The following is a 26,048-nucleotide window of genomic DNA, read 5'->3' as shown; positions in this document are numbered from 1 at the left end:
GCCGGTCAGTCTCGGCCGAGGAGATCCCGGATCGCCTCAAGCCGCTGCTCACCCCGCGGCACCGAGTGCGCCGGCTGGGCACACCGGTGACCTCGCCGCAGAGGGTGCGGTCCTCGTGCAGGCCGGCCTTCCATACCGACTTCACGTGGTGCTCGACGAGTGGCTGCCGAACGGGATCCGGCCACTTCGCGAAGAGGGGCGCTCGTGACGGCTGTTTCCAGCGAGATACCAGCCAAACGCCCCATAAGGCGTGCCGAGTTGATCATATCGATCGTCTCTGCGAGGGGGCTTCGCTGAACTCTCCGGGCTGCGCCCACGTATCACTCCACAGGGATGGCGTGAGACCGCGCGCACGGAAGGAGAGCAGTGTGTCGACACCGCCCGAACCAGGGCAGCCCGTGAGGCGACGGGCGATCGAACCCACCCATGTTCAGCGGCGCCGCCGGACGGAGGCACTCGCGCAACTCCTGAAGGAGGTGCGGGAGGAGCAGGACGGGGTCGACCCGGACGAGGGTTATGAGGTGGTCGCCGTCCCGGCCACCACGGTCGACGTCATGCCGCCGGTGGCCGAGGACGAGACCGAGGAACTGCCCCCAGTCCTGGTGGGCGAGGACTACACCCGGGGCGGGAGATCGGAGGGGGTGCGGAAGCCCGCGCCTGCCCCCGGTGCCCACCACGGGCGCAGGCTCGCAGGAGAGCCGAAGCCCGGGCGTGGCACGGGGCAGCGCCGCGCCGCGATCGCCATCGGGGTCACGGGGGCGGCGCTCGTCGGCTTCGCCCTCGCGCTCCTGCTGCCCGGTGGTGACCAGGACGCCGGAGCACAGGCCGGGCGGGCCCCCACCGGCGCGCCCACGACGGCCGCCGCCCAGGCATCGTCCGGGAGCGCGGACCCGGACGGCGCGGGCACCCTCCGCGAGGGGGACAGCGGCCCCGCGGTCAAGGAACTGCAGCAACGGCTGCTCCGGATCCCGAACGTGTACGACCACGGTTCCACGAACGGCACCTACGACGCCACGCTCACGGCCGCGGTCGCGCGCTTCCAGCTCTGGTACGGCGTCCGGGGCGACGAGACGGGTGTCTACGGCAACGACACCCGCACCGACCTCGAATCCCGTACGACGCTGTAGCCCCGTACGGCTGCCGAGCACTCCGGGACCGTCAGGTCGATCGGGACGTCCGGGTGAACTCCCGGATGGTCCGGGCGAGTTCCGCCGGGCGGTCCAGGGGGACGAGGGTGTAGCTGTCGTCGATCTCGGCCAGCCGTCCCTGGGGGAGGAGGGCGGCGAGGCGCCGGCCGTGCTCGGGCGGCATCACGCGGTCGCCGCTCGCCCAGACGACGAGTGCGGGGCGGTCGAAGGCCGGGAGGTGCTCGGCCGCGGCGAGCAGCAGACCGGTGTCCGCCGCCGCCGCGCGCAGCACGCGCACGGTGTCGCGGCGGATCTCCGGTTGCTCGAGAACCGGCCTGATCCAGCGTGCGGTGGCGGCGTCTCCCCGGCGGGTCAGCCACCCGAAGGCGACCGGCAGTCGCCGCAGCGGGCGCAGCCGCATCTGCTGCATGAACAGTCCGAACAACCGGGGCGGGAGCTTGCCGCTGAGCACGAGCGTGCGGCCCGTCAGCCCGGGCGGGAAGTTGTCGAAGGCGTCGCACGAGACGAGTACGACCCCTGCCGGCCGTGCCGCGCCCTCGGCCATCAACAGCTGGACGAGCGCTCCGCCGGTGTCGTTGCCGACGAGTACGACGTCCCGCAGGCCGAGGTGGTCGAGGAACTCCGCGACCAGCCGGGCCACTCCGGGCAGGGACAGGTCGGCGTCGGCCCGCATGCCGTGCCGATGCGCCCCGAGTGGCAGCGTCGGCGCCACGCACCGGTGGTCGGCGGAGAGTTCCGCGACCGTCGCGTCCCATAGCGTGGCGTCCATCATCAGCCCGTGCAACAGCACCAGTACCGGGCCGTCGCCACCTGTGTCCCGGTACGCGATCGTCCCGGCGGACAGCTCGATCTCCTTCGTCATCGCCGCTCCTGGGACGAGGCCGAGGAGGCTGAGGGGGCCGACGAGGAATCGAGCACATGCCGGTGCAGGAACGACAACTGGGTGTCGACGGTCACGTCCATGTGGGCCTCCTACGAACGTTTTCTGTTTGTCTGCCGAGCCGTCCGCCATCCAAGAGGGTCCACGAGGGCCCGAGTGTGACATCGCGACGCCGCGCGGGCTCGGCGGGCCGGCGCGGGTCCGGGCTGCGGCCGGAGGCCGGCCGCAGCCCGGTGAACCGGAGCTACCGGACCGTGATGCTTCCGGTGGGTTCGATGTGGGCGGCGGAGCGGCCTATGTAGAGGGGGACCCTGCCGGCGGGGGTGATCCAGCGGTTCTTGGACTCGTCCCAGTAATCTGCGTCGTCGCCGAGGTCCTCGCTGAGCACCGGATCGACGGCACCGTCCGCGCTGCGGTGAGTGAGGTGCTGGGACGGCATGGGTCCTTCGCGGTCCGGTTCGAGCGCTGCGGCGCTTTCCCGGGGTGCTGTATCTCGCTCCTGAGCAGGACGCGCCATTGCGGAGGCTCACCGAGGCGATGGCCGACCGGTGGCCGGAGGCGCCGCCCTACGGTGGACAGTTCGCCGACGTCGTTCCCCATCTGACCGTCGCTCAGGCGCAGGACGACGCAGTCCTGGAGAGGGTCGAGGCCGACCTCCGCGGCTCCCTCCCGGTCACGGCCCGCGTGGCGTCGGTCGCACTCATGGTTCACAACGGCTCGCGGTGGCAGCAGCAGGCGTCCTTCGCACTGCGGTAACGCCCCGCGGGGCCGACGACGGCCACGACGACGGTGTCATGCGGACCGCCGTGCGAGATCCTCCGGCGTCGAGTGGACACGCAGGGTGATCCGACCACGCCGTCGGCCGCGCCCGCCGGTCGATCAGTAGGGCTCCTTCTCCAACCGGTCGAGGACCCGCTGGGAGATGAGGGTGACCGCGCTGAGCTCGTCGGGGGTGAGGGCGTCGATGAACAGGCGGCGGACGTTTTCGACGTGTTTGGGGGCGGCGGCCGCGATCGCGTCCCGGCCTGCCTGGGTGACGACGATGAACGCTCCGCGCCCGTCCTCGGGGCACTCCTCGCGGACCACGAGTCCCCGCTTCGCCATCCGGGTGACGTGGTGGGACATACGGCTCTTCTCCCACTCCACCGCCTTCGTCAGGTCCAGGAACCGCATCCGGCCGTCGGGTGCGTCGGTGAGATTGACCAGCACGGTGTAGTCGGAGGCGGAGAGGTTGGAGTCGCTCTGCACGCGACGGGACAGCCGGCCGGTGAGCTTCTCCTGCATCCGGATGAAGCCCGTCCAGGCGGCCTGCTCCTCCGGGTTGAGCCAGTGCGGTGTCGCGTTCATGGCGGTAAGTGTACCGAGAATGTTGATGAGTCATCTGCCCTTGTTGAGCGGCGCACCTCTCCGACGACGCGCCCGGCGGGCTTCGCATGTGCTCTACCTGCGGTCGTCGTCCTTCCCCGCGGACTGGACCGTCGAGGCTCAACGGGCGGCCGCCCGGTGCGGTGAGGGCCACCCCACCCTTTCGCGGCGTGCGGGGGGACGGGCAGGTCGGCGGTAACCCTTTGCGGTCGCTCGAAGCCAGGCGGGAAAGAGGCGAACAGTTTCTGCGCCGTTTCGCCTACTTTTGGGCCATGAACCCTACGCCTGGCGACCTTTCGGCCCCCGACGACACCAATCCGCTGCGTCGGCTCTCCTTGGAGCAGCTCCGACGGCGTACGAGCATGAAATGGCGTACCTACCCGGAGGACGTGCTGCCCCTGTGGGTGGCGGAGATGGACGTCCCGCTGGCCGAGCCGGTCGCACGGGCCGTCCTCGACGCGGTGGCGCTCGGGGACACGGGCTACCCGGCCGGGACGGCGTACGCCGAGGCGCTCGCCGAGTTCGCCCGCAAGCGGTGGGGCTGGGACGGTGTGGCCGTGGAACGTACGTCGATCGTGCCCGACGTGATGCTGGGGATCGTCGAGATGCTGAAGCTGGTCTCCGGGCCGACCGACCCGGTCGTCTTCAACTGCCCGGTGTACCCGCCCTTCTATCAGTTCGTCGAGAACCTGGGCCGGCCGGTCGTCGAGGCGGCGTTGAGCCCGGACGGACGGATCGACTTCGCCGTGCTGGAGGACTCGTTCGGGCGTGCCGTCCGGGGCGGGAGGCGGCCGGTGTATCTGTTGTGCAGCCCGCACAACCCGACCGGCACCGTGCACACGGCCGCCGAGCTGGCGGACGTCGCGCGGCTGGCCCGGACGTACGGGGTGCGTGTCGTGGTGGACGAGATCCACGCCCCGATCGTCGCCGCGGGCGTCGTCTTCGTGCCGTACCTGAGCGTGCCCGGCGCGCAGAACGGCCTTTCGTTGATGTCGGCGTCCAAGGCATGGAACCTGGCCGGCCTCAAGGCCGCCCTGGCCATCGCGGGACCCGAAGCGGCCGACGACCTGGCTCGACTCCCGGAAGAGGTCAGCCACGGGCCGAGCCACGTCGGCGTCATCGCCCACACCGCCGCGCTGCGGGACGGCGCCGACTGGCTCGACGCCCTGCTGCCCGGCCTCGACGACAACCGTCGTCTGCTGGCGGCCCTGCTCGCCGAGCATCTGCCCGCGGTGCGCTATGACCCCGCGCAGGCCACCTATCTGGCCTGGCTGGACTGCCGCGCCCTGGACCTGCCCGACGATCCGGCCACCGTCTTCCTGGAACGTGGCCGCGTCGCTCTGAACTCCGGGGCGCGCTTCGGTACCGGCGGTGCCGGCTTCGTACGGCTGAACCTGGCAACCTCGCCGGAACTGATCACCGAGGCGGTCCGGCGGATGGCGGCCGCCGTCGCCTGACCGGAATCCCATTTCGAAGAAGTGAGTATTGTATTCTCAAAGACAAGAACGATATTCTTCCGGGCGACCGGCATGCCGGGTGTACCGCAACGGCAGGGCCAGGATCAACGGCAGATGAGAGCTGTACGGGCGGCGGACGGCGCGATCCCGAGTGACCTGGTCACCCATCGCCATCGGCGCAAGGCCCCACCTCGCCGAGTCGGCAGCGCGAAGCAACGCCAGTGGCCCGATCAGAACGCTCCAGTACGTACTTACGTCCACGAGGCGTCGATGACCGAACTGCTGGACCACCTGCGCGACTCCGGTGCCCGGCGGCCGGCGTTCCTCGCCTCCGACGCGACCTCCGGCTGGTCCCTCACCCTCCAACGGACGCACGCCCGCTGGTGTGCCGACCACGGCATACCGCACGTCCTGCGCAAGACACCCGTCGGCGCCACCCCCGAGGCACTGCGGAGCGTCGCGCGGGACCTGCTCGCCCAGGACCCTGGAACCGACGCCGTTGTGTGCGCCCCCGACGGCGCCGCGGCGGCCGTGCTCCCCGAACTGCGCGCGGCAGGCCGCACCGTGGGCGGAGACCTGCTGCTGGCGTCCTGTGTGGACTGCTCGGCGATGCGGACGGCGGAGCCGCCGATCACGGCGATCGACCTGCGCCCGCGCTCGATGGGGGCCGAATGCGCCCGCCCGCTCCGCGAAATCCTGTCCGGCGAGGCGCCTTTGGGAACGGTGCGTGCACTGCCCGTGGAACTGAAGGTACGGGCATCCACCGGCGCGTAGCACCGCGGTCTCTTCCTTGCGGGGCTACTTCCGGGTCGGTGTGACCGCGGCGAGGAGAAGGCGGTTGGATATCGGGTTCGCGCGTCCGTCGTTGGCTGTCGTGGTGGAGATGGAGTAGACGCCGCGCAGGGAGAGGTCCCGGGTGGCGAACATACCGTTGGCGTAGCCGTAGTCGTGTCCCGTCTTGCCCCAGAGCATGGTGCCGTCCGGGAGGGGGACGGACATCAGACCGAGGCCGAAGCAGGCAGGGCCCTGCTTTCCGTCTGCCGTCAGGCAGTTGGAGGCGTCGGCATACGGCACCACCTTGCCGTCTTCGCTCTTGGGGAGGGTGAACATCTCCTCGAGCAGGGCGGACGGCAGCAGTCGGCCCCGGAAGAGCGCGGTGATGAACCGGTCCAGGTCGGCAGGGGTGGAGATCATGCCGGACGGGTTGCCGTTCTGCTCGCTGACGTCGACCGGCTCGCCCGCGCTGTTGGTGAGGTAGCCGTGCAGGTAGGGCCGGGGCATCCGGGGGTTGTCCTCCGGCACCGACGTCTGGTCGAGGTGCAGCGGTCGCAGGATGCGGGCGGTGACCTCGGTCTTGAAGCTGTGCCCGGTGACTTGCTCGATCAGCTTCCCCGCGATCCGGAAGCCGAGGGAGTTGTACTCCTGCTTCGTACCGGGCGCGAACCTCGGTCCCGGCCACGGCCGGTCGGCAGGCCGCAGGGTGTCCTGGATGATCTGGTCGAACGACTGGTAGTCGTACCGGTGGGCGATCTGCTCGTCGGTGCTCACTGGGGGAGCTCCTTCGAGCACGTCCGGCAGGCCGCTGGTGAGGTCGAGCAACTGGCGGACGGTGATCGGCTGGAAGGTGTCGGGCAGCAGGCCCGGCAGGTAGTGCTGTATCGGCCGGTCCAGGTCGACCCGTCCCTCTGCCGCCAACTGCAGCACCACCGTCGACTCGAAGGTCTTGGAAATGCTGCCGATGTGGAAGTGCGCGTTGTCGGGAATGCGTTTCCCGGTGACGGTGTCGCCGGACGAACCGCGCCACACCTGACCGGGTTCGGCGACCAGCGCGATCGCACCGGCCGCCTGGTCGTCCGGTCTCACCCGCAACGCCGCCTGCAGCGCGGCCGGATCCAAGGGCGGCCGGGGCGACGCCGAGGCGGGGGCCGTTGCTGCCGTGGCAGCGGCGAGGGCCGCGCCGCTGCCACCAGTACCAGTACCAGTACCGGTGCCAGTACCAATGTCCGTGCCAGTACCAGTGACAGCGGTCGCCACCGCGGCGCCGACCAGGCTCAGCACGGCGATCCGACGCACAAGGGGGTTCACGCGGGTCCTTCCGGTCAACAGCGGCTCACACGGCAACTGGATGTTGATGTCACCACTCTCGCCCGACCCGAGCCCTCGGACCATCAGGGGTGCCCCTGACCCGACCCTGAGAACTCCTGAGGTTCCCTCAGGGACGGTCAGCGGTCCTGGGAGAGGGCGAGTGGTTCGGCGAACAGGCTTCCGGCGTCGGCGAGTTCGTCGTACGTGCCGTGTTCGGTGATCCGGCCGTGTTCCATCACGATGATCCGGTCCGCGATCTTCGTGTTGGCCGGCTGGTGGGCGACCACGACGGTGATGCGGTCGGCGGCGATGGCCTTGATCTGTTCGAGGATGGCGTGCTCGCCGCGGGCATCGAGGGTTATCTATAGCTGTCAAGTATCTGTCCGCGTCGGATGGCACGGCTGCTCTCAGGTATGTGAGGCACGATCCCGGTGCCCAGGTGGGAAATTGGTTGAGCCTCAGGTGACCATGTGGCAGGCTCGCCCGCCGTGACCGAGATCACCAAGTTGCACGACGACGAGGTGGACATCGATGCGTCCCTGTTGGCGCGTCTGCTCTCCACGCGGCGATGACATCCGGGGTCTCGGTGAACAGCACGCGTTATGGAGGACCGATGTCATCGATCAAGCAGTTCCAAGTCACCTTCGACTGCGCAGAACCTGAGCGGGTCGCTCGGTTCTGGTGTGAGGTGTTGGGGTACGTCGTACCGCCGCCACCGGAGGGGTTTGCCACTTGGGACGATTTCAAGCGCTCGCAGCCACCTGAGCAGCGGGATTCATGGTTCGCCTGCAGTGATCCCTCAGGTGTGGGCCCGCGACTGTACTTCCAGCGCGTCCCCGAAGGGAAGGTCGTCAAGAATCGGCTGCATCTTGATGTGCGGGTCGGCACCGGACTCGTGGGTGAAGAGCGCCTCGCCACACTCCAGGCCGAGTGCGCACGACTGGTCGCGCTCGGCGCGGTACACGTGCAAACACTGCTTGCCGATGGCACCAACGAGTCGTGCATCCCGATGCAGGACATCGAGGGCAACGAGTTCTGTCTCGACTGAGGGGCCGCGAATGTGTCCTCCTTCTGTTCCCTTTGGCCAGGACGAAGAACCGCCCCCGACCTGTCAGGGCGCTGCAGCGCCTCCCGCACCGTCCGGCGATGGATTCCGTACCTTCGGGCGAGCGCCCGGACACCCGTGCCCTCAAGCCGAGTGACCCGCCGGATCACGGCGAACATCTCCACCTTGGTCATCCGCGCCATCTGCGCTCCTTGAACTCGGAGCGCAACCAGCGTCCCACCGCAGCCCCCCGGTGGAACCGACACAGGTGCGTAGAACCAGTTACGTGCCCGCCGACGCTCAGCTACTGCTGTGGGTTCTCGCTTCGGATCATCCTCCTGAGGCTCGCTCGGGCGGCGACGAGGTCGTCGCTGGTATCGGCGAGTCTCCGTTCGAGCTCCTGCTTCTCATGGCGGAGCTGAGCGAGCTGGCTGTTCAGCTCTTGGTTCTGTGCGGTCAGTTCACCGATCCGTTCCGTGAGGTCGGTCGACTGCATTTGATCCAGTTGTCGGCCGAGCTGGCGCTGCAGGGCTTCTTTGAGGTCGCTGACCTGGCCGCGCAGAGGCTTCCGGCACACGGCGCTCCTCGGGACCTCTCCCTGGCGCAGAGGACCCGCGGACCGTTCACGCACGGTCCGCGGGTCCCCGCCCGGCTACTCGCCCAGCCAGAGGTCAGTGTCGTACGAGTCGTACGGACAGCCCGTCCGCCGAGTACACGGGCACGGCCCGGTATCCGTCGGCCAGGACCGTGACGCTGCCGAACTGGCCCCGCAGCGACGACGTCCGGAGCACCGGGATCGTGGTGCCCGGAGCGGGCGGGCAGTGGGCGTCCAGCCGGAGCGTCAGCGCGCTGTCCCGGCTCAGTACCACCCGGCGCTCCACCGTCAGCGCGGGCACGTGGCCCGCACGCAGGGTCGCGTCCAGGCTCGCGCCGGACGCCTGCGTGTAGCTGCCGTGCACGCGCACGGAGGACGCCGTGCTCACCCGCAGCGTCCCGCCGTTCACCCGCACGTCGCCGCACCCCAGCGCACCCGACGAACCGGCCGTCAGCACGCCCTCCTCCAGCACGGTGCCGCCCGTATGGGCATTGTCGCCCGTCAGGGTCAGCGCACCGGTGCCGCGCTTGACCAGCCGGCCGCACCCGGAGACGTCGTTGCGCCAGGTGTCGGCCGCACTGAAGCCCCCGTCGGCGGCGTTCATGGTGACGGTCACGTCGGAGTCGAAGGCGCCGTACCCGTCGGCGGCGGCGAAGAGGTTGAGCCGGCCCCACTGCTCGAGACCGTCGAGCAGCACGTACCCGGAGGGCAGGGCGGTCGTCCGGAGCACCTCGCGGCGCTGCCCGGCGTCCAGGTAGGGAAGCCGCGTCTCCAGCAGGACCTCGGCGCCCTTGGGCACGGTCATACCCTCGGAGCAGCCGTGGCGCGTGAGGACGTACGTCAGTCGCGGCGTGAGCGCGCGGGCGTTCGCGGCCCGGTCGGCGTACGGGTCGGTGGCGACGTCCGCCGAGTGCGCGTAGGTGTACAGGGTGTCCGCCGTCGTACCGGTCTGCTGCTGGAAGTACGCGGCGGCCTGGGCGCGCGCCGTGGCCTTGAGGGCGGCGTTGGCCGGGTCGGCCAGCGTGGCGGCGGCCAGCGCGGTGGCCATGATCCGGCCGCCGATGACGTCGACGGTCGAGTGCATGCCCGACATGATCCGGGTGTGGCTGAGCTCGAAGGCGCGCGCCACCAGCTCCTGGAAACGCTCGGGCACCGCGTACGCGTACGCCAGACCCGCCAGGTGGAAGGCGTTGGTGTGCCCGCTGGGAAAGCCGCCGTCGTCCGTCGGCGCCGTGCCGCGCTGCCACAGCAGCTGCGGGGCGACGATCACGTCGGAGTCGTAGACCGGGAAGCCGAGCGCGTCGACCTTGCCGGTGTCGACGACCTCGCTGTCCTCGTTCATGCGCCACGGACGCGGGTACTGGAAGGCGTACTTGGCGGGGTTGCCGGAGGCGTACGGGCCGCGCACGGTGTCGACCAGCTCGGCCACCTTGCCGAGAGCCGAGTCGTGCGCACCGGCACCCAGCGCGGAGCCGGCCGGCGCGTCGGCGGGCACGGCGTCGTTGATCTTGCCGGAGGGGGTGGAGTCGGGGGCGCTGGTGATCGACGTGACCGCCTTGGCGCCCGACTTGTAGAGCTCGGCGAGCGGGCCCAGACCGGCGATCATCGCGTAACTCTGGTGCTGCCGGTCGTAGAGGAACGCCTCCTTCGCCTGTGCGTCGGTGCGGGCGTGGGTGATGCGCGCGCAGTAGCGCATGTTGGCGCGCAGCACCTCGGGCAGCAGCGGCGTGCCGGTGTTCCAGGCGCCGCCGGTCTTCCACACCTTGCCCATGCCACCGAGGATCCGGACCACCGCGTTGGTCTCGGGCGTCAGATTGGCCAGGACGTTGGTGGTGTAGTCGTCGACGAAGGCGGCCGGGGCCGTGGCAGCCTTCGCGTCCGCGGCCGCGAGCCATGTGACCGCGGTCGGAGCGGCCAGCAGGCTCGCCGACGCGCCGAGTGAGTTCCGCAGGAACACCCGCCGGTTCAGGGCGCGCTCACGAACGGGGGCCGACGGGAGGACGGACTGCTGCCCGGCTGGTGACGGCATGAGATTGCCTCTCCTGAGTGAATGGGGGTCCTCCGCAGCCGGGTGAAGTCGGAGAAGCGACCGAGCCCTGTGGTGAGGACGAGTCATACGAGCGAAGATCTACGGCTGATTCATGTCACGCTTGCGAAGTACGGGCGGCGGCAAGGTGTCGTACGAGCGAATGCGCCGCCGCTGTGCGCCCGCTGTGCGGGGGAACGCGCCGCCGTCACACGCCCTTTCAAGCCTTGCCTCCCCTTCAGGGGCCAGGGGCTTCGGGCGAGTTCATACGGCTTCAGAGGAGTGAACGCGCCAACGCCACGGCCCCCTCGACCGGTGGCACCCGTAGTGGCCTGGGCCGTGCCCCGGGTACGGATTCGGCGAGTGACGCCGTGAAGGCGGTGAACAAGGCGGGCTGGGCGAGCACGGTGCTCCCGGCGACCACCACGTCGTCGACGGCGACTCCGCGCCCGGCGAGCCGCACGACGAGTGCGGCAAGGGACCGGCCCCCGTCGGCGATCACGTCCTGGGCGATCCGGGAACCCCGTTCGGCGGCGGCGAACACGACGGGCGCGTGCCGGCCCCACTCGGCCGACACATCCGTCGCACTCTCCAACGCGGCACCCAGGGCCGGGACTTCACTCACCCCGAACGCGTCGATGAGCCCCAGCGCCAGTGCGTCCGGGGCTTCACCACGGTCGTGCGCCGCCCACACGGCGCGCGCCGCTTCCCGTACGAGACCGGCGGAGCCGCCCTCGTCGCCGAGCACCGCCCCCCAACCGCCGACCTGAACGGGGCTGTCGTCGGCCAGCCGTCCCACCGCCACCGAGCCGGTACCGGCGACGAGACCGACCCCCTTGTCCAGCCCCGCGGCGGGGACGAGCAGTTCGGCGTCGCCCACGACGCGGCAGGGCACCTGGAGGAGCGCCTCCAGCGCCGAGCGGATCTCCGCGCACTGCCGGGGCGTCTCGCAGGCGTGCCCGCCCACGGCCACGGCGGCCGCGGCCGTGTCGGGCGGGAGCGCTTCGCGCAGCAGCGCGGCGAGCCACGCGGCGGCGGCCGCAGGTTCGTGCGGCCGCCAACCACTGCTCGTACGGACATGATCGGCGACGGAACTCCGTCCCGCGCGGGCACGGAGATGGGTCTTGGTGCCGCCCACGTCGATACCGACCACGAGGGGCGTGGAGTCCTGCACGGAACCTCTTTCGTCGCTGTACTGAGATCGCTGTACGGAGATGCGAAGTACTGAGCTGCGAACGGTGGGCGAACCGTGCCTGGATCAAAGGGAGTTGAAGAAATCGGGAAGCCCCGGGACGGGCCTCTGACGGACCACGGCAGGCGAGTACCGTGAAGTTCGTTAGGAAATTAACTAACGAAGTAGGGTGCGTCAAGAGGCATGGACGCGGTCCGTCGAACCAATGGGGGAGCTGTGGCACACGACCAGGAGGACGGCCCGCGGCTGAGCGAGAGCGCGGGCGCCGTGTTCGCCGTGCTGGCCGCGGCGGGCAGCGCCACGCGGCCCCAGCTCGCCGCCCTCGCGGGCCTGTCCAAGCCGACGGTGTCCGCCGCCGTCGCCGAACTGGAGACGGCCTCGCTCGCCGCGCGCTCCGGCACCGCCCACGGCACCACCGGCCGTTCGGCCGCCGTCTACCGCCTCGGCCCCGCCGCCGGCTGTGTCCTCGCCGTCGACCTCGGCTCCACCCACACCGAGGTCCGCGGCTGCGCCCTGGACGGCACCGTCCTCACCGCCCGCACCACCGACGCCCGTACGAGACCCGCAGACGCCCTGCGCCACGTACTCGACGCACTCGACGGGCTGCCTGCGGGCTCGCCGCGAGCCGTCGTGATCGCCGTCCCCGACGTGGCGACCGATCACGACGGCTCCGGTCCCCGCCCGGCAACTCCCGCCATAGCGGCGGAAGTCGACGCCCTCTCCCTCCCGCCCCGCATCCCCGTCCACATCGAGAACAACGTCAACTGCGCCGCCCTCGCCGAACTCCACGAGGGCGCCGCCCGGGGCCGCCACACCTTCGGCTACCTCCAGGTCGGCTACGGCATCGGCCTCGGCATCGTGGTCGGCGGCCAGGTGCTGCGTGGCAGCAACGGCGCGGCCGGCGAGATAGCGCGGCTGCCCTACCCCTGGGCCGAGGACGAGGAGTCCGTGCACGAAGGCATGGAGCGGTACGCCGGCGCGGGCGCCCTGCTGCGCCGGGTCGCCGCGGCCTGGCGCGCGCCGCAGGACGGCCCCGAGCCGTACGACGCGGCCCGGCTCTTCGCCCTCGCCGCCGAAGGGCACCCCAAGGCCCGCCACTTCGTCGACGGACACGCCCGCGAGGTGGGCCGGCTCGCCGCCGCGGCCACCGCGGTCCTCGACCCCGGCCTGATCGTCCTGGGCGGCGGCATCGGCGCGAACCCGCAGCTCCTGCCCGGGGTGCGGGCCGAACTCGCCCGGCTCAGCTGGCCCACCGAGGTGGTCAGCAGCGAGGTCGGCGACAGCGGCACGGTCGCGGGCGCGGCCCGGCTGGCCGTAGCGCGCGGAATTCAAACCGTGACCGACGGTGTCCCGGCCAAGCATTGACGGACTCCGTCCGCTTCTGCCAATGTCCGGACAAGCGCTTTCTAGGTCGGCGGGAACCCGACTCCGGAGGGGGCGTCCCGCCGTACGCGATCCGTACGGCAGCCGTACGAGGGCGTGCTCGTAAGGTCGCGGCCGGAGCAACGGCCGGGGACTCCCACCCGACAGGGCGGTGCGGCCGGGCGAGGCCGCACGCCGGGAGCGCGACTCCAGGGAAGAGACCCTCGCCGCCTTGACCGGCCGGGGGATCCGTCACGCATATCCAGGGGAGGACCCGGTGGGTCACCAGATCTCGCGCAGAACCCTGTTCCGCACCGCGAGCGGTATCGCCGCGGCGGCCGCGACAGGCGGTTCGCTGAGCGCCTGCGGCGGAGGCACCGGCGCAGGCACCACCAGCGGCAAGATCACCATGACGTGGTGGGGCAGCGACGACCGCCACAACGCCTACAAGAAAGCGCTCGCGACCTTCCAGAAGAGCAACCCGAAGATCAAGATCGAAGAGCGTTACTCGGGCTACGACGGCTACTTCGACAAGTTCAACACCCAGGTCGCCGGCGGCAGCGCCCCCGACCTGTTGCAGATGGACACCGCGCTGGTCGCCCAGTACGCCCGCAAGGGTGTCATCGCCCCGATCGACGAGTACGTCGGCAAGTCCCTGGACCTGACCGGCTTCTCGAAGACGCTGCTCGCGGCCGGCACGGTCGACGGCAAGCTGTACGGCGTCCCGTCCGGCATCGGCGTCAACATCCTCACGGTCAATGTCACCGGCCTGAAGAAGCTGGGCCTGGAGCTGCCGGACCGCGAGTGGACCTGGGCCGACCTGAAGAAGATCGCGGTCGAGGTCAACAAGAAGAGCGGCGGCAAGCAGTTCGGCGTCGACGACGGCGGCGGCGGCACCCTCCAGGCCTTCGAGGTGTTCGCCCGCGAGAAGGGCCAGACCTTCTTCGCCACGGACGGCAAGAAGCTCGGCTTCACCGCGGACACCCTCCAGGAGTGGTGGGAGTTCTGGGCCGAGATGCGCAAGGACAAGGCGTCCCCGGCCGCCGCGATCACCTCCGCCGCGCACAACGACCTCACCAAGAACGGCGTGGTCATCGGCAAGACGCTGTTCACCTTCGACTCCGGCGTCTACGGCGCGGGCGGCGCGATCACCGACGCGGTGCTGGACTTCCTGCCCACCCCGCAGGGCCAGTGGTCGGGCGCCCACGAGGGCAACTTCGTCAACGGCGGCGTCCTGCTCAGCGCCACCAAGGCGAGCAAGCACATCGCCGACTCGGTGAAGATCATGAGCTTCTTCGCCCAGGACGCGACGGCGATCAAGGACATGCAGCTGCTGCGCGGCATCCCGCCGACCGAGAAGGCCCGCTCCCTCATCTCCGCCGGCCTGTCGGACACCGACAAGAAGTCCATGGACATCGCCGACTACATCTCCAAGCGGGTCGGCAAGGCGACCAACGCGCTGCCCGCCCCCCAGCCGCCGCCGAACGGCGCCGACCAGATCTGGGACCTGCTGTTCCAGTCCAACCTCGCCGTCGCCTTCGGCAAGAAGACGATCAAGGCGCAGCTCAGCGAGTTCTTCGACCAGGCGCAGTCGATCCTCTCGCAGTAGACACCCGCGCGGGCCGCGGGCCGCGGGCCGCAGTGCACGGCAGGACCGGGAAAGGGCCAGGGAGATGAGCATGACCACCACCGAGACCGACGAGGTCGTCAAGGAGCCGACGGCTCCCGCGACCCCGGCCGACCAGCGCGAGCGTGAACGCATGCGTCGCCGCGCCGCCAGACGGCGCGGTGGAGGCTGGTGGCCGTACCTCTTCCTGGCCCCCTGGTTCGTCGGCCTGTTCGGGCTGACGATCTACCCGATGCTCGACTCGCTCTACCTCTCCTTCACCGACTTCGACCTGCTGACGCCCGCCAAGTGGGTCGGCGCGGACAACTACACCCGGATGTTCACCGACGACCCCAACTTCTGGGACTCGGTGCACGCCACCCTCGTCTACGTGGCGGTCTCGGTGCCGCTCAAGCTCGCCCTCGCACTGTCCGTCGCGATGCTCCTCAACCGCCCGCTGCGCGGCATCGGCTTCTACCGCGCCGCCTTCTACCTGCCCTCGCTGCTCGGCGGGGCGGTGGCCATCGCCATCATGTGGCGGCAGATCTTCGGCGGCGACGGCCTGTTCAACGACTTCCTCGGCTGGTTCGGCATCAAGGGCCAGGACTGGATCTCCAGCCCCGACACCTCGATCTACACGCTGGTCCTGCTGGCCGTCTGGCAGTTCGGCACCCCGATGGTCATCTTCCTCGCCGGACTGAAGCAACTGCCCAAGGACGTGTACGAGGCGGCGGCGATCGACGGCGCGGGAGCCGTGACCCGGTTCTTCAGGATCACCCTGCCGCTGCTCACCCCGATCGTCTTCTTCAACGTGGTCCTGCAGATCATCGACGCGTTCAAGAGCTTCACGCCCGCCTACGTGGTCAGCAACGGCACCGGCGGACCGCTCAACTCGACCATGCTGTACTCGCTCTACCTCTACAAGAAGGGCTTCACCGACCTCCAGATGGGGTACGCCTCGGCGCTGGCCTGGGTGCTGTTCCTGGTCATCGCCGGCTTCACGGCGGTCAACTTCATCGCCAGCCGTTACTGGGTCCACTACGACGACTGAGCGTCGGTGAGGAGAGTACGTACCCATGTCTGCCATCACCCCGGCCGTGTCACCGCTCAAGCGGCTGCGCGACCTCACCGGCTCCCGCCGGATCCTGGTCCACACCCTGCTCATCGGCGTGGCGCTGGTCATGCTGTATCCGCTGCTGTGGATGCTGAGCAGCTCGGTGAAGCCCGACACCGAGATCTTCACCCACCCAGGGCTGATCCCGAACAAGTTGCACACCCAGAACTACTCCGAGGGCTGGAGCGGTTCGGGCAACTCCTTCTCGCTCTACATCACCAACTCGCTGATCGTCACCATCGGCGCGGTGATCGGGAACGTGGTCTCCTGCTCGCTGGCGGCCTACGCCTTCGCCCGCTTCGAGTTCCGCGGCAAGAAGATCTGGTTCGGCCTGATGCTCGGCACGCTGATGCTGCCGATGCAGGCCACGCTGATCCCGCAGTACACGCTGTTCTACAACCTGACCTGGATCAACACCTTCCTGCCGCTGATCGTGCCGAAGTTCCTCGCGGTGGACGCCTTCTTCATCTTCCTGATGGTCCAGTTCATCCGCTCCATCCCGCGCGAACTCGACCAGGCCGCCATGATGGACGGCGCCAACCCCTTCCAGATCTACTGGAAGATCATCCTGCCGCTGATGCGTCCGGCCCTGGTCACCACCACCATCTTCACCTTCATCTGGACCTACGACGACTTCTTCAGCCAGCTCGTCTACCTCCAGCAGAACGACCGCTTCACCGTCCCCCTCGGCCTGACCCTGTTCCTGGACAAGACCAGCGGCTCCTCGTACGGCGCGATGTTCGCCATGTCGACACTCGCCCTCCTGCCCACGCTCATCTGCTTCCTCATCTTCCAGAAGAGGCTGGTGGAGGGACTGGCGACCTCCGGCATGAAGGGCTGACCTCCGGTGCACCTGCCTCACCAGCGCGGCCACTTGCACGACCTCCCGGACGACCCGGCCGCGTACGACGCCGTCCTCGCCGCCGTCACCGAGGCCGCCCTCGCGCGCATGACCGCCGAGGGCAACCTCGAACACCCCGCCACGATCGACGACATCGGCGACACCTCCCTCGGCATCACCTCTCTGCTGGCACTCGCCCGACAGCGCACGAAGGACCCGCGACTGGGCCAGGCCGTGCGCCGCAGCCTGGCCTTCCATCTGCGCGAGCGGGTCTACTCGCAGGACAACCCCGGTTACCCGAACCTGAGGACACGCGGCTCCGGACTGCCGTACGCCCGTTACGTGCTGGAGGCGGGCGCGCACCCCGTCGGCGACTGGCCGAGCACGGTGTGGGCGCTGCTCCAGGCGGTCAATGTGCTGGAGACGGCCGACTCGATCATCCCGGACGAAGAGCGACACGAACTGATCGAGTTGGCGCACGGCTACTGGCGTTGGCTGACCGAGGCGACCTTCTTCAACCCGCAGGAGGCCGGCAACCAGGCCATCGGCTGCGTCGTCGGCGGACTGATGCTCGCCCGCCACCTCCCCGTGGAGGAAGGGGAGTCGGTCCGTTCGCGCGCGATGAGTCTGTACGTCGACGAAATCCGCGCCCGCCGTGTCCGCGACCGGGGTGCCCTGCTGCCCCCGGAGCACGGCGGCGCGTACGACAACAACTACGGGCCGATCTCCCTCTCCTTCCTCGCCCAGGCCCACAAGGTCAGCGGCGATCCGGTCTTCGCCGAGGACGGCGACGCGCTCGCCCGCTACCTCGACGCACGGCTGACCGTCGGCGGCTTCGACCTCGGCGGCCCGCGCTACAGCGAACAGCACTCCGGCTTCGAGGCCGTGCTCGGCCTGCGCTACTTCGGCCACCGGATCGGCGCCGACCTCGGCCGCTACCGGGGCGACACCCGCTGGGGCCGGCACGCCGTCGGGCCGGACGGCGGGATCGACGGCCACTTCGCGTTCATGCTCGTCTGGCAGATCCAGGACGCCACGCGCTGGTACCGCACCCCGTCGAAGGACCCCGTACGGCATCAACTGCGCGCGGGCACGGTCTCGGTGGCCTTCGACGACCGGATGACGCCTGCGCTCGTCGAGGCGGCGGGTACGTACTACCTGCCCGCCGCGGTCAACCGCCAGCACGGCTTCGGCCCGGTCGTCGACGGCTTCCTGCTGAGCCGCCCCATGGGCGATGTGCGGGTACGCGACCTCGCGAGCGACGGCCTGACGGCCAAGCTCGTCACCAAGCCGGTCGTCGGCCGCGACCACGTCCTGCGCCATGTCCGGTCGTTGTACGTCACGGACGGCACGAGCCTGTGGACGACGGTGGCCGTCGAACGGCTCGACGGGACGCCGTATCTGCTCGCCGGACTGCCGTACGCCACCGACGACGGCGACCGGGTACGCAGGACCGCGGAGGCCGCTGTGACGTCGGCGGGCCCGCTGCGGCTGACGCACCCGCAGGCGGAGGGGATGGCCTTCTTCGACGCCCGTGCGAAGGCGACCCAGGAGCAGGCGGCCTTCGCCCTGGCCGCCGATCCGCGCGGCTACGGCAACCCGGACGAGGGCTGGCGCCACCTCGTGGCCTCCACCGCCCTCGAGGCGGACCCGGCGCCCGGCGCCCCCGAGGGCCTGAACGTCTTCGCGGTCCGCTACGGCGCTTTTGGTCCCTTCGCCCCGGCTTTCGACCAGGGACCGGCAGGCCTGACGATCCGCACCGAGGCGTTCACCGCGCTGATCGGGACTCCCGCGGGCGATGCGCGAGGGGAACCCGAGCTGGAGCTCCGCAGGCGGTGATCGCCGCGCCGACGACCAGGTCGGCACGGTCCCGCGTCGCGGCCACGAGCTCGGCGTTGCGCTGGTCCGTGCCGAGCACCCAGGCCACCGCCGTGTCGTGGTCCTTGCCGAACTCCTCGTGGCGGGCGACCAGACGACGTACGCGCTCGGCCTCGTCGAGTTCGCAGAACCACACCTCGTCCAGCTGCGAACGTACGCGCGCCCACGCCCCCTCCCGCAGCAGGAGGTAGTTGCCCTCGGTGATGATCAGACGGGCGGCGCGGGAAACCGGGACGGCGCCCGCGATCGGCTGCTCCAGGGTCCGTTCGAAGCCCGGCGCGTAGACGATGTCGTCGTCCTCTCCTTCGTCGCGCAGTCGGCGCAGCAGCGCCGCGTAACCCGCCGCGTCGAAGGTGTCGGGGGCGCCCTTGCGGTCGCGGCGGCCCAGGCGGTCCAACTCGACGTCCGCGAGATGGAACCCGTCCATCGGCACCTGCGTGACCCAGTCGGGCCCGTCGCCGTTCAGCCCCCGGACCAGACGCTCGGCCAGGGTCGTCTTGCCCGCCCCGGGGCTGCCGGTGATGCCGAGGACCGCGCGCCGCCCGGGACGCACGAGTGCCGCGGCCCGCTCCAGGAGATCGTCGAAGGTCATGCGCGAGGCCCACGGACGACCGCCGTACCGGCGCGTAGCGGGAACCGGTCGGTGAAGGCCGCTAGGGTCAGCAGGATGACCAGTCCCGGCAGGGTCATGAAGACGGCGAATCCCATGCCACCAGTATCGGGGTGGAAGAGTGGAATTCGGTCGGCCTCTGACGACCTCGGGTCTGGGGCGGGTCATTCCGCCTATGCTCATCAGGCTGTTGAATATTGGTCAATAACTGGCCCGGCAGCCGCCGTCGACGGGGGAGAACGTTCATGTCGCAGCAGAGCCCTACGCGTGCGCCGCACAGCTACCGGGCGTACTTCGATCACCTGCTCGCCTGCCAGAAGTGCAGCGCGCCCCCGAGGCGATGCGACGACGGTACGGTCCTCTACCGGACCTACCGGGCCGACTTGAAGAAGTGACGAGCCGGGACCGGTGTGACGTCGATGAGTGCGGCCGGGCTCTTGGGCCCGGCCGCAGCTCGGTGCGTCAGTGGCGTGCGATGCCCGGTGCGATGTCCTCGTAGCGCTCCACGGAGGCGCTGGAGGAGGCCGTGCTGCGCAGGGCGGCCTTCGTCGTCGGCTTGCCGCAGAACGCGGATTCCAGGGTGTTGGCCATCGTCGTCAGCACGCTCGCGTTGTTCGAGGTGTTGGCGAGCGCGGTGACGCTGCGCTTGCCGTCCTTCGAGGTGAAGGCGTACGTGTAGTAGCCCTGCACGGTGCCCGTGTGCCCGTACACGGACACACCGCAGGACAGGTCACGGCGGCGCAGGCCGAGACCGTACCCCTGGGTGCTGTTGACCGTCGTCCACTGCTGCATCTGCGCGAGCTGTGCGGCGGACATGAGCTGCCCGCTCATCAGCGCGGAGAAGAACGTGTTCAGGTCCTGCGTGCTGGAGATGATCGCACCCGCGCTCTGCGCCCAGGACACCGTCTGCTCGGTGGAGTCGACCAGGGCCCCACCGGCCTCGTCGGGCGTGAGGTAGCCGTTGGCGTGGGTGCCCGGGATGGCGGTGTCGGGGTGGACGTAGAAGGTGTCGGTCAGATTCAGCGGCTTGAAGATGCGGTTCTGGTACTCCGTGGCCACGGGGTTCCCGGTGAGCTTCTCGATGAGCATGCCGGCGACGACGAAGTTGGTGTTGGAGTACGAATAGGCCGCGCCCGGGGCGTTGGTGAGCGCGTGCTTCAGAGACAGGTTCACCAGATCCTGGTAGCTGAAGACCTTGTTGCGGACGGACTCGAAGCCCGGGACCGTCTGCGCGAACATGTCGTTGGTGTAGTCGTACAGCCCGCTGCGGTGGCTCAGCACATGGCGCACGGTGATCCGGTCGTCGGGCAGCAGCCCGGGCAGATAGGTGTTCACCGAGGTGTCGAGGTTCAGCTTGCCCTCGTCGACCAGTTGCAGCAGAACCACGGCGGAGAAGCTCTTGCTGACGCTGCCGACGCGGAACCGGTCGGTCGTGCTGATGGCCCGCCCGGTGGCCCGGTCGGCGACCCCCTCGGACAACTGGTGGACCGTGCCGTTGTCGTCGACCCGCACCATCGCGCCGGGGGCTCCCTGGGACAGGGCCGTGTGCAGTACCGCCTGCAGCCCGGCGTCGTCCGGCGCCGCCAGATCCGCGGCCGCGGCGGTGCCGGCCTGGGCGGGGACTGCGAGGAGGGCCAACAGCACCGCGCCCAGCGCCGTACCCTTGCCCAGCGTTCCTGAGACCATCTGATTTTTCTCCCGAGTTCCTTCTGGGTACCGCGCCACGGATACGGGCGTCGGCACCATCTCTACGCGCTGGAGAGGCCGTTGGGTTGCAGGGCCCGCGAAGAAGATCGGAAAATATTCGTCAGTGGCCGAAAAGCTGCGTCCAATACGTGCCCGCTTTGCCGCCGCCCGCGAGGCCGATGCCTATGTGGGTGAAGTCGGGCTTGAGGATGTTGGCACGGTGGCCGGGGCTGTTCATCCAGCCGCGGACGACTTCGGCGGGAGAGCGCTGGCCGCACGCGATGTTCTCGCCGATGGTCCGGCGCCGGGAGCCCGCCGCGGCGGCCCGGTCCCAGGGCCGGCTGCCGTCGGGGGAGGTGTGGGAGTAGAAGGCGCGGGCCACCATGTCGTCGCTGTGCGCCTGGGCCGCGGCGGTGAGCAGGGCGTCGACGGCCAGCGGCGGCAGACCCTCCGCGGCTCGCTCGACATTGGTCAGCGCGACGACCTCACTCGCCGTCTGTCGCAGGGCCCCGGGGGTGAAGGGCCGCGCCCACAGAGCCGTCCAGTACATGTCGCCGGAGCGGGGGGCGGCGACGTACGCCAGACCTGCCTGGCTGTACGCAGCGTCGTACAGCGTGCTGCGGGACTGCTCGGTGGTGAGGCAGTACTCCACGAACTCCCCCGGTGTGCGCGGGCCGGAGACCAGATGCTCGCCGACGGTGAGATACGCGTAACCGGTGGAGGTGATGCGCTGGTGGACGGAGATCCCGTTCGCGCTCTCGGAGCTGAGGAGGCCGCGCGCGGCCATGTCGGAGGCGTGGGCGTGCGCCGCGGTCGCGAGCCGCGCGTCGAGGGAGACGGGAGGGGAACCGGCCACGGTACGGACGGAGTTGACCAGGTCGAGGAAACCGTCCGGGTCGGGAGCCGCGACGGACGGCGCGGGGGCCTCGGAGACATCCTCGGCGACCTCGACCCCGAAGTCCCGCGCTATGCCGGCCAGCCCGTCCGCGTACCCCTGGCCAAGGGCGCGCAGCTTCCACGCGGTGCCGCGCCGGTAGATCTCGGCGAGCAGCAGCACGGTCTCCCGCTGCGGGCGTGGGGGAGTGAACCGGGCGAGGGTGTGGCCGCCCGGACCGGTGACGTGCAGGGTGGGAGCGGGCAGCCGGCCCAGCGGCGTACCGGGATCGGCAGGGCTGATGACCACGGTGACGCGGCTCGCTCCGGACCGCAGGCCCGGCGGGTCGATCGTGAGGTTCTCCCCGGCGAGTCGGGCCCCGGGCACGGTCGGCTGGTTGTAGAACACGAAGTCGGCGTCGCCGCGCACCTTGCCGCTGTCGTCGGTGATGAGCGCGGACACGTCGAAGGGGCCCGGCACCCGGATCGTCAGGGTGCCGCCCGGCAGAGGCACATTGCCCCCGGGGACCAGGTCGCTCATCGTGCCGCCCGTCGAAGTGATGAACCCCGCGGGCCACCGAATCGGGCGCACCCGCTCCCGGTTCCTGCCCGCTCACCCCGTCAACGTCCCGTTCGCTCCCGAGGGTTCCCGCGCCCTTCGGGGGTTTGTGCGTCGATCGCCTCCGGAGGGCGCAACGACCGCAGCGCGAACAGGAGTACGCCGATGTCGTCCAGGTAGATCGGGTCGGGCAGCAGGTCGGTCGGCAGCAGGAGATAGACGACGGCACCCCAGAAGACCCAGCGGGATCCCGTCGGAAGCCCGGCGCGCCGCAGATCGCGGCGGGTACGCACGAGCCGTACCAGCACCGCGATCGCCACCCCGAGTGCGGCGGCGCACAGGACCGCGACGATGAGGACCACCGTCCATGCCGTGGAGTCCATGAGTTCCGTCCAGAGCTCTCGTAGGGCAGTTCCTCCCCTCCGTGTTCCCACTCACCGGGTTCGTATCGCCCCGAACGACCGGCCGTCTCAGGCCGAGGCGGCGGCGACGCAGAACTCGTTGCCCTCCGGGTCCGCCATCAGCACGTGGTGCCCCTCGAACTCCTCCAGGACGGTGCCGCCCGCCCCCACGAGCCGCGCGGACTCCGCTTTGATCCGCGCCCACCGCTCGTCGGGACCGCCGTGTCCCGGCACGCGGACGTCGATGTGAAGGCGGTTCTTCGCCGTCTTCGGCTCGGGGACCCTGAGGATGGACAGCCGGGGGCCGACGCCGTCGGGATCGCAGAGCCACGCGCCGTCGTCCGCGGAGTCGTCCTCCGGCAGGTCGAACTGCGCGAGCCACTCCTCACGGGTGGTGAAGGGTGCGGGTGGAGGCTCGTCGATGTACCCCAGTGCCGACTTCCAGAACTCGGCGAGGAGCTTCGCGTCCGTGCAGTCAAGGGTCAGATCGATTCTGGCTGCCATGCCATGACCGTACTGCGCACCTCTGACAGTCCGGCCGAACCGCCCCCGGGCAGTCCGGTCGTACGGCGTCTAGTCGCTCCCGTGCATGTCAAGGCGGCAGAGGACGAAGTCATCGAAGACGTGCCGTCCGGGCCGGTCGCCGACGGTTCCGATCGCCGTGCGTATGTCGCGCAGTTGATCCGTCGTCATCTGCAGGGGCGGCTCGTCGGGCTGGTAGGTGGTGCGTACGGGATAGTCCTGGCCCGGTTGCCGGGTCATTTCGATGTGACAGCCGAGCACATGGGTGACCGGTCGGCCGGCGCAGAAGTCGAGCAGGCGATCGACAGTGCGGGTGAAGGCGGCCCAGTCCTCGACGTACAGGCGGCCGGGGTAGACCGTGTCGCCGGTGAGGAGGAAGCCGGTCCAGGGGTCGAAGTACGTCACCGCCGCCTCGTGGTGCCCCGGCGTGGCCAGGCACTCCAGGATTCGGCCGCCGAGGTCGACATGGGCGACGCCGTCCGGGTCGTCGTCGAAGCCGAAGAACGGCCAGGCGGTGTCGAGGGCCGCGTCCACGACCCTCGTACCGGGGCGGTCGGCGAACTGGCCGTCCCCCGCGATGTGGTCGCCGTGGGGGTGGGTGTGCAGCACCAACAGCTCGTAACCGTCCCGGGGATGGGCGGCCAGCCAGGTCGCCATCACTTCGTCCACCACGCGCCGCAGCGGGAAGTACGCGGCCGAGGCCGTGGCACCGGTGTCGATCAGTACGGCCCGGTCCTCGCCGAACAGCAGGAACAGGAAGGGCGCCTCGTAGTCGATCGCCATGTTCTGCCGCAGGATCACCGTGTGCGCGTCGTACGCGTGGACCTGGATGTCGGGATCGGTGTTGTGCTTTGCCGACGGTGATCCGTGGATCCACCGCACATCCAGGGGCCGTACGCCCGCGGACTCCTCTCCTCCACCGGCGTTCTCGGTCCGCGGCCTCTGCGTGTCCACGATGTCTCCTCGGTGATGATCCCGCCGGGACCACCACCTGGACCCGGGACCTCAGTTTCGCGCGGCGTGGTGGTCGACGAGCGCCTGGGTGACCGCCCGCACGCTGCGGGCGATGTGGTTGAGCTGCAGCACTTCGGCGGCGTACATCTTGATGGTGTGCTCGATGACCGATTCGTGCAGGCCGAGTGCGGGCAGTTCGGCCCGGGCGGTCTGCAGGGCGGTCCGGGCCACCCGGATCTCGTGCTGCACCTGGATCTGGGCGTGGCGGCCGAGCAGTACGGGGTGCTTCATGAGCGTCGGGTAGCTCGCGTAGCGGGCCGGCACCAGTTCGCGCAGCCACTTGGTGGCGGAACGCTCCCAGTCGAAGCTGCCGGGGGTCTTGACCTGGCACGGCCAGTCCGAGGTGATCGGTGAGTACGTCGTCAGGGCCATGTTCATCGCTTCCGGGTTACGTCGGCGGCAAGGGGGGTCAGCAGGTCTGGGGCGGCCCCGGTCTAGGGGATGGCCGAGGCCGCCACCGCAGGCGTCCGCTCACGCGGGGCCCGTCCGAACACCCGGGGCCCCATGCGGGTAGGAGCGGACGGCTCCGGGTGGTCGTAGGACGCGACCCGGAGGCCTCCTGGTCACGATCCGCGAGAAGTATTTATATATACCGCCGGATGCGCAAGAACATGAAAAAATTCATGCGGGATATGGGGTGAATGATCCCGTGATGCCGTGGTGACGGGCGGTGCGGCGTCAGTCCTTGAGGAAGAACTGGTGCTGTTCGGCGATCTGCTCGTACTCCTCCAAGCGCGCCTGCGTCCGCTCCGGATCGGCGTCGGACATGGCCTGGAGCAGCGCCGCCGACATCATGACGGGGGCGGCGTAGGAGTCGAAGACCAGGCGTGCCCCGGTGCCGACGGTGAAGGTGGCGTCGGCCTCGTCGGCCAGCGGTCCGAGCGCCAGGTCGGTGATCAGGGCCACTTTCAGCCCCGCGCTGCGCGCCACCCGCACCGCGGTCAGCGTCTCCTGGGCGTGCCGGGGCATCCCGAAGGCCAGCAGCCAGGTGCCGCCCGCCTCGCGCGACTGGAGCAGCGCGTCGTACGCGACGCTGCCGCCGCGCGTCAGCAGCCGTACGTCGGGGTGGATGCGGCGGGCGGCGTACGCGAAGTACTCGGCCAGCGACACGGAGATGCGCAGCCCGAGGACGGTGAGCGGGGTCGACTGCGACAGCGCGCGGCCGACGGTGATCACCTGGTCCGGATCGGCGAAGTCGCGGCGCAGGTTCTCCAGGTTCTCGATCTCGGCGTCCACCGCCGCCTGCAGCTCGTTGCCGCGGTCCTCGGTGGGCGGGCCCGGCGTGCTGGAGAGCGTGCTCAGCGCGATGGCCTGGAGTTTCTCCCGCAGCGCGGGGTAGCCGCTGAAGCCGACCGCCGCGGCGAAGCGGGTCACCGACGGCTGGCTCACCCCGACGCGCTCCGCGAGATCGGTGATCGACAGGAACGCCGCCTCGGTGATGTGCTCGATCAGGTACTGGGCGATACGACGCTGCCCCGGGGAGAGATGGGGCCCGTCGAACAACTCCCTCAGCTGGGACGTGGGCGCCGCGCCCGCCTCCGGAGCCGTCTTTCCGGAGGTGATCGCGGACGCCTGCGCGCGTGCCTGCTGCGGCGATGGCACTGATGTGCCTCCTTCGTGTCCCACGAGGATTCAACATAGCTCACGGACCGTGCTGACCAGGGCATGGTCGAGCACAGGCAGTAGCCCGGCGGGCGTGCACCGTGACGTCGGGAGTCCGGTGGGTGACATGGCCCGGCGTGACCGGGTAACCATACGGCCGGGTTCCACTCCATGAAGATCGCACGAG

At 69.9% G+C, this 26,048-nt stretch carries 26 protein-coding genes and 1 pseudogene; 11 read left to right on the top strand and 16 right to left on the bottom strand.

Annotation, left to right across the window (positions count from 1 at the left end; all coding sequences use genetic code 11):
* Positions 1-368: 368 nt before the first annotated feature.
* Complete coding sequence (locus OG747_RS02390; protein ID WP_405877305.1) at positions 369-1,127, top strand: peptidoglycan-binding protein; 759 nt, start codon at positions 369-371, stop codon at positions 1,125-1,127.
* Between the two features lie 31 nt (positions 1,128-1,158).
* On the opposite strand, the gene OG747_RS02385 is transcribed toward OG747_RS02390, so the two are convergent.
* Positions 1,159-2,010: an alpha/beta fold hydrolase gene (locus tag OG747_RS02385; protein WP_405877304.1), complete on the bottom strand. Its 852-nt coding sequence runs from the start codon at positions 2,008-2,010 to the stop codon at positions 1,159-1,161.
* 262 nt (positions 2,011-2,272) lie between these two features.
* Positions 2,273-2,467, bottom strand: coding sequence for a hypothetical protein (locus OG747_RS02380; RefSeq protein ID WP_405877302.1), 195 nt, complete (start codon positions 2,465-2,467; stop codon positions 2,273-2,275).
* Positions 2,468-2,544: 77 nt separating this feature from the next.
* On the opposite strand from OG747_RS02380, the gene OG747_RS02375 reads away from it, so the two are divergent.
* The gene (locus tag OG747_RS02375; protein ID WP_405877300.1) at positions 2,545-2,784 is read left to right on the top strand and encodes a 2'-5' RNA ligase family protein; all 240 of its coding nucleotides are present in this window, start codon (positions 2,545-2,547) and stop codon (positions 2,782-2,784) included.
* 123 nt (positions 2,785-2,907) lie between these two features.
* On the opposite strand, the gene OG747_RS02370 is transcribed toward OG747_RS02375, so the two are convergent.
* Positions 2,908-3,375 carry a MarR family winged helix-turn-helix transcriptional regulator gene (locus OG747_RS02370; RefSeq protein ID WP_405877298.1) on the bottom strand — a complete coding sequence of 156 codons (468 nt, stop codon included), beginning with the start codon at positions 3,373-3,375 and terminating at the stop codon, positions 2,908-2,910.
* A 290-nt stretch (positions 3,376-3,665) separates the two neighbouring features.
* Between OG747_RS02370 and OG747_RS02365 the strand changes: the two genes are divergently transcribed.
* Positions 3,666-4,850: a MalY/PatB family protein gene (locus OG747_RS02365; protein ID WP_405877296.1), complete on the top strand. Its 1,185-nt coding sequence runs from the start codon at positions 3,666-3,668 to the stop codon at positions 4,848-4,850.
* Between the two features lie 270 nt (positions 4,851-5,120).
* Positions 5,121-5,624 carry a substrate-binding domain-containing protein gene (locus tag OG747_RS02360; protein WP_405877294.1) on the top strand — a complete coding sequence of 168 codons (504 nt, stop codon included), beginning with the start codon at positions 5,121-5,123 and terminating at the stop codon, positions 5,622-5,624.
* Positions 5,625-5,648: 24 nt separating this feature from the next.
* On the opposite strand, the gene OG747_RS02355 is transcribed toward OG747_RS02360, so the two are convergent.
* Together OG747_RS02355 and OG747_RS02350 are read right to left on the bottom strand one after the other, a co-directional pair.
* Positions 5,649-6,935, bottom strand: coding sequence for a serine hydrolase domain-containing protein (locus OG747_RS02355; protein WP_405877292.1), 1,287 nt, complete (start codon positions 6,933-6,935; stop codon positions 5,649-5,651).
* Between the two features lie 137 nt (positions 6,936-7,072).
* Positions 7,073-7,291: pseudogene (locus OG747_RS02350) on the bottom strand (ABC transporter ATP-binding protein); the annotation flags it as partial.
* A 257-nt stretch (positions 7,292-7,548) separates the two neighbouring features.
* Here OG747_RS02350 and OG747_RS02345 point away from each other — a divergent pair.
* Positions 7,549-7,983 (top strand): VOC family protein, encoded by a 435-nt coding sequence (locus tag OG747_RS02345; protein WP_405877290.1) that lies wholly within the window; start codon positions 7,549-7,551, stop codon positions 7,981-7,983.
* Positions 7,984-8,284: 301 nt separating this feature from the next.
* Here the strand turns inward: OG747_RS02345 and OG747_RS02340 are convergent, their stop codons facing one another.
* From OG747_RS02340 to OG747_RS02330, 3 genes are all read right to left on the bottom strand, one after another.
* On the bottom strand, positions 8,285-8,557 hold the full coding sequence (locus OG747_RS02340; protein ID WP_405877288.1) for a hypothetical protein: 273 nt from the start codon (positions 8,555-8,557) through the stop codon (positions 8,285-8,287).
* Between the two features lie 94 nt (positions 8,558-8,651).
* Positions 8,652-10,604 carry a phosphatase PAP2 family protein gene (locus OG747_RS02335; RefSeq protein ID WP_405877286.1) on the bottom strand — a complete coding sequence of 651 codons (1,953 nt, stop codon included), beginning with the start codon at positions 10,602-10,604 and terminating at the stop codon, positions 8,652-8,654.
* A gap of 271 nt (positions 10,605-10,875) precedes the next feature.
* On the bottom strand, positions 10,876-11,775 hold the full coding sequence (locus tag OG747_RS02330) for an N-acetylglucosamine kinase (protein WP_405877284.1): 900 nt from the start codon (positions 11,773-11,775) through the stop codon (positions 10,876-10,878).
* 234 nt (positions 11,776-12,009) lie between these two features.
* On the opposite strand from OG747_RS02330, the gene OG747_RS02325 reads away from it, so the two are divergent.
* The 5 genes from OG747_RS02325 (at position 12,010) to OG747_RS02305 (ending at position 18,555) form a co-directional block, all read left to right on the top strand.
* On the top strand, positions 12,010-13,158 hold the full coding sequence (locus OG747_RS02325) for an ROK family transcriptional regulator (RefSeq protein WP_405877282.1): 1,149 nt from the start codon (positions 12,010-12,012) through the stop codon (positions 13,156-13,158).
* A gap of 274 nt (positions 13,159-13,432) precedes the next feature.
* Positions 13,433-14,764 carry an ABC transporter substrate-binding protein gene (locus tag OG747_RS02320; RefSeq protein WP_405877280.1) on the top strand — a complete coding sequence of 444 codons (1,332 nt, stop codon included), beginning with the start codon at positions 13,433-13,435 and terminating at the stop codon, positions 14,762-14,764.
* A 70-nt stretch (positions 14,765-14,834) separates the two neighbouring features.
* On the top strand, positions 14,835-15,812 hold the full coding sequence (locus OG747_RS02315; RefSeq protein WP_405877278.1) for a carbohydrate ABC transporter permease: 978 nt from the start codon (positions 14,835-14,837) through the stop codon (positions 15,810-15,812).
* A gap of 25 nt (positions 15,813-15,837) precedes the next feature.
* Positions 15,838-16,716, top strand: a complete 879-nt coding sequence (locus tag OG747_RS02310; protein WP_405877276.1) for a carbohydrate ABC transporter permease — start codon at positions 15,838-15,840, stop codon at positions 16,714-16,716.
* A 6-nt stretch (positions 16,717-16,722) separates the two neighbouring features.
* A complete protein-coding gene (locus tag OG747_RS02305; RefSeq protein ID WP_405877274.1) occupies positions 16,723-18,555 on the top strand; it encodes a hypothetical protein in 1,833 nt (610 codons plus the stop codon).
* Here OG747_RS02305 and OG747_RS02300 read toward each other — a convergent pair.
* Positions 18,485-19,186: a nucleoside/nucleotide kinase family protein gene (locus tag OG747_RS02300; RefSeq protein WP_405877272.1), complete on the bottom strand. Its 702-nt coding sequence runs from the start codon at positions 19,184-19,186 to the stop codon at positions 18,485-18,487. The genes OG747_RS02305 and OG747_RS02300 overlap by 71 nt on opposite strands.
* A gap of 263 nt (positions 19,187-19,449) precedes the next feature.
* Between OG747_RS02300 and OG747_RS02295 the strand changes: the two genes are divergently transcribed.
* On the top strand, positions 19,450-19,599 hold the full coding sequence (locus OG747_RS02295; RefSeq protein WP_405877270.1) for a hypothetical protein: 150 nt from the start codon (positions 19,450-19,452) through the stop codon (positions 19,597-19,599).
* 67 nt (positions 19,600-19,666) lie between these two features.
* Here the strand turns inward: OG747_RS02295 and OG747_RS02290 are convergent, their stop codons facing one another.
* The 7 genes from OG747_RS02290 to OG747_RS02260 all read right to left on the bottom strand — a co-directional run bounded on the left by OG747_RS02290 (position 19,667) and on the right by OG747_RS02260 (position 25,861).
* Positions 19,667-20,890 carry a serine hydrolase domain-containing protein gene (locus OG747_RS02290; protein ID WP_405877268.1) on the bottom strand — a complete coding sequence of 408 codons (1,224 nt, stop codon included), beginning with the start codon at positions 20,888-20,890 and terminating at the stop codon, positions 19,667-19,669.
* 121 nt (positions 20,891-21,011) lie between these two features.
* Complete coding sequence (locus OG747_RS02285) at positions 21,012-22,304, bottom strand: CAP domain-containing protein (RefSeq protein WP_405877266.1); 1,293 nt, start codon at positions 22,302-22,304, stop codon at positions 21,012-21,014.
* A gap of 80 nt (positions 22,305-22,384) precedes the next feature.
* Entirely contained in the window at positions 22,385-22,705 is a 321-nt protein-coding gene (locus OG747_RS02280) for a DUF1232 domain-containing protein (protein ID WP_405877264.1), read from the bottom strand.
* A gap of 87 nt (positions 22,706-22,792) precedes the next feature.
* Positions 22,793-23,227, bottom strand: coding sequence for a VOC family protein (locus tag OG747_RS02275; protein ID WP_405877262.1), 435 nt, complete (start codon positions 23,225-23,227; stop codon positions 22,793-22,795).
* A gap of 69 nt (positions 23,228-23,296) precedes the next feature.
* A complete protein-coding gene (locus tag OG747_RS02270) occupies positions 23,297-24,199 on the bottom strand; it encodes an MBL fold metallo-hydrolase (protein WP_405877260.1) in 903 nt (300 codons plus the stop codon).
* Between the two features lie 51 nt (positions 24,200-24,250).
* Entirely contained in the window at positions 24,251-24,631 is a 381-nt protein-coding gene (locus OG747_RS02265) for a hypothetical protein (protein ID WP_405885418.1), read from the bottom strand.
* Positions 24,632-24,937: 306 nt separating this feature from the next.
* Entirely contained in the window at positions 24,938-25,861 is a 924-nt protein-coding gene (locus OG747_RS02260) for a MurR/RpiR family transcriptional regulator (RefSeq protein WP_405877258.1), read from the bottom strand.
* Positions 25,862-26,048 lie beyond the last annotated feature (187 nt).

This window comes from Streptomyces sp. NBC_01384 (assembly GCF_045040035.1).
Taxonomy (GTDB): Bacteria; Actinomycetota; Actinomycetes; order Streptomycetales; family Streptomycetaceae; genus Streptomyces.
Note: the sequence above shows the minus strand (reverse complement) of the source record. Positions and strands in the feature narration are given on the sequence as shown.

What these genes read in the sequence shown, in the direction of transcription:
- OG747_RS02280 (WP_405877264.1), bottom strand. Translation starts at nt 22,705, where the DNA reads ATGGACTCCACGGCATGGACGGTGGTCCTCATCGTCGCGGTCCTGTGC.
- OG747_RS02380 (WP_405877302.1), bottom strand. Translation starts at nt 2,467, where the DNA reads ATGCCGTCCCAGCACCTCACTCACCGCAGCGCGGACGGTGCCGTCGAT.
- OG747_RS02370 (WP_405877298.1), bottom strand. Translation starts at nt 3,375, where the DNA reads ATGAACGCGACACCGCACTGGCTCAACCCGGAGGAGCAGGCCGCCTGG.
- OG747_RS02385 (WP_405877304.1), bottom strand. Translation starts at nt 2,010, where the DNA reads ATGACGAAGGAGATCGAGCTGTCCGCCGGGACGATCGCGTACCGGGAC.
- OG747_RS02290 (WP_405877268.1), bottom strand. Translation starts at nt 20,890, where the DNA reads ATGGTCTCAGGAACGCTGGGCAAGGGTACGGCGCTGGGCGCGGTGCTG.
- OG747_RS02335 (WP_405877286.1), bottom strand. Translation starts at nt 10,604, where the DNA reads ATGCCGTCACCAGCCGGGCAGCAGTCCGTCCTCCCGTCGGCCCCCGTT.
- OG747_RS02285 (WP_405877266.1), bottom strand. Translation starts at nt 22,304, where the DNA reads ATGAGCGACCTGGTCCCCGGGGGCAATGTGCCTCTGCCGGGCGGCACC.
- OG747_RS02275 (WP_405877262.1), bottom strand. Translation starts at nt 23,227, where the DNA reads ATGGCAGCCAGAATCGATCTGACCCTTGACTGCACGGACGCGAAGCTC.
- OG747_RS02295 (WP_405877270.1), top strand. Translation starts at nt 19,450, where the DNA reads ATGTCGCAGCAGAGCCCTACGCGTGCGCCGCACAGCTACCGGGCGTAC.
- OG747_RS02365 (WP_405877296.1), top strand. Translation starts at nt 3,666, where the DNA reads ATGAACCCTACGCCTGGCGACCTTTCGGCCCCCGACGACACCAATCCG.
- OG747_RS02345 (WP_405877290.1), top strand. Translation starts at nt 7,549, where the DNA reads ATGTCATCGATCAAGCAGTTCCAAGTCACCTTCGACTGCGCAGAACCT.
- OG747_RS02300 (WP_405877272.1), bottom strand. Translation starts at nt 19,186, where the DNA reads ATGACCTTCGACGATCTCCTGGAGCGGGCCGCGGCACTCGTGCGTCCC.
- OG747_RS02310 (WP_405877276.1), top strand. Translation starts at nt 15,838, where the DNA reads ATGTCTGCCATCACCCCGGCCGTGTCACCGCTCAAGCGGCTGCGCGAC.
- OG747_RS02315 (WP_405877278.1), top strand. Translation starts at nt 14,835, where the DNA reads ATGACCACCACCGAGACCGACGAGGTCGTCAAGGAGCCGACGGCTCCC.
- OG747_RS02360 (WP_405877294.1), top strand. Translation starts at nt 5,121, where the DNA reads ATGACCGAACTGCTGGACCACCTGCGCGACTCCGGTGCCCGGCGGCCG.
- OG747_RS02265 (WP_405885418.1), bottom strand. Translation starts at nt 24,631, where the DNA reads ATGGCCCTGACGACGTACTCACCGATCACCTCGGACTGGCCGTGCCAG.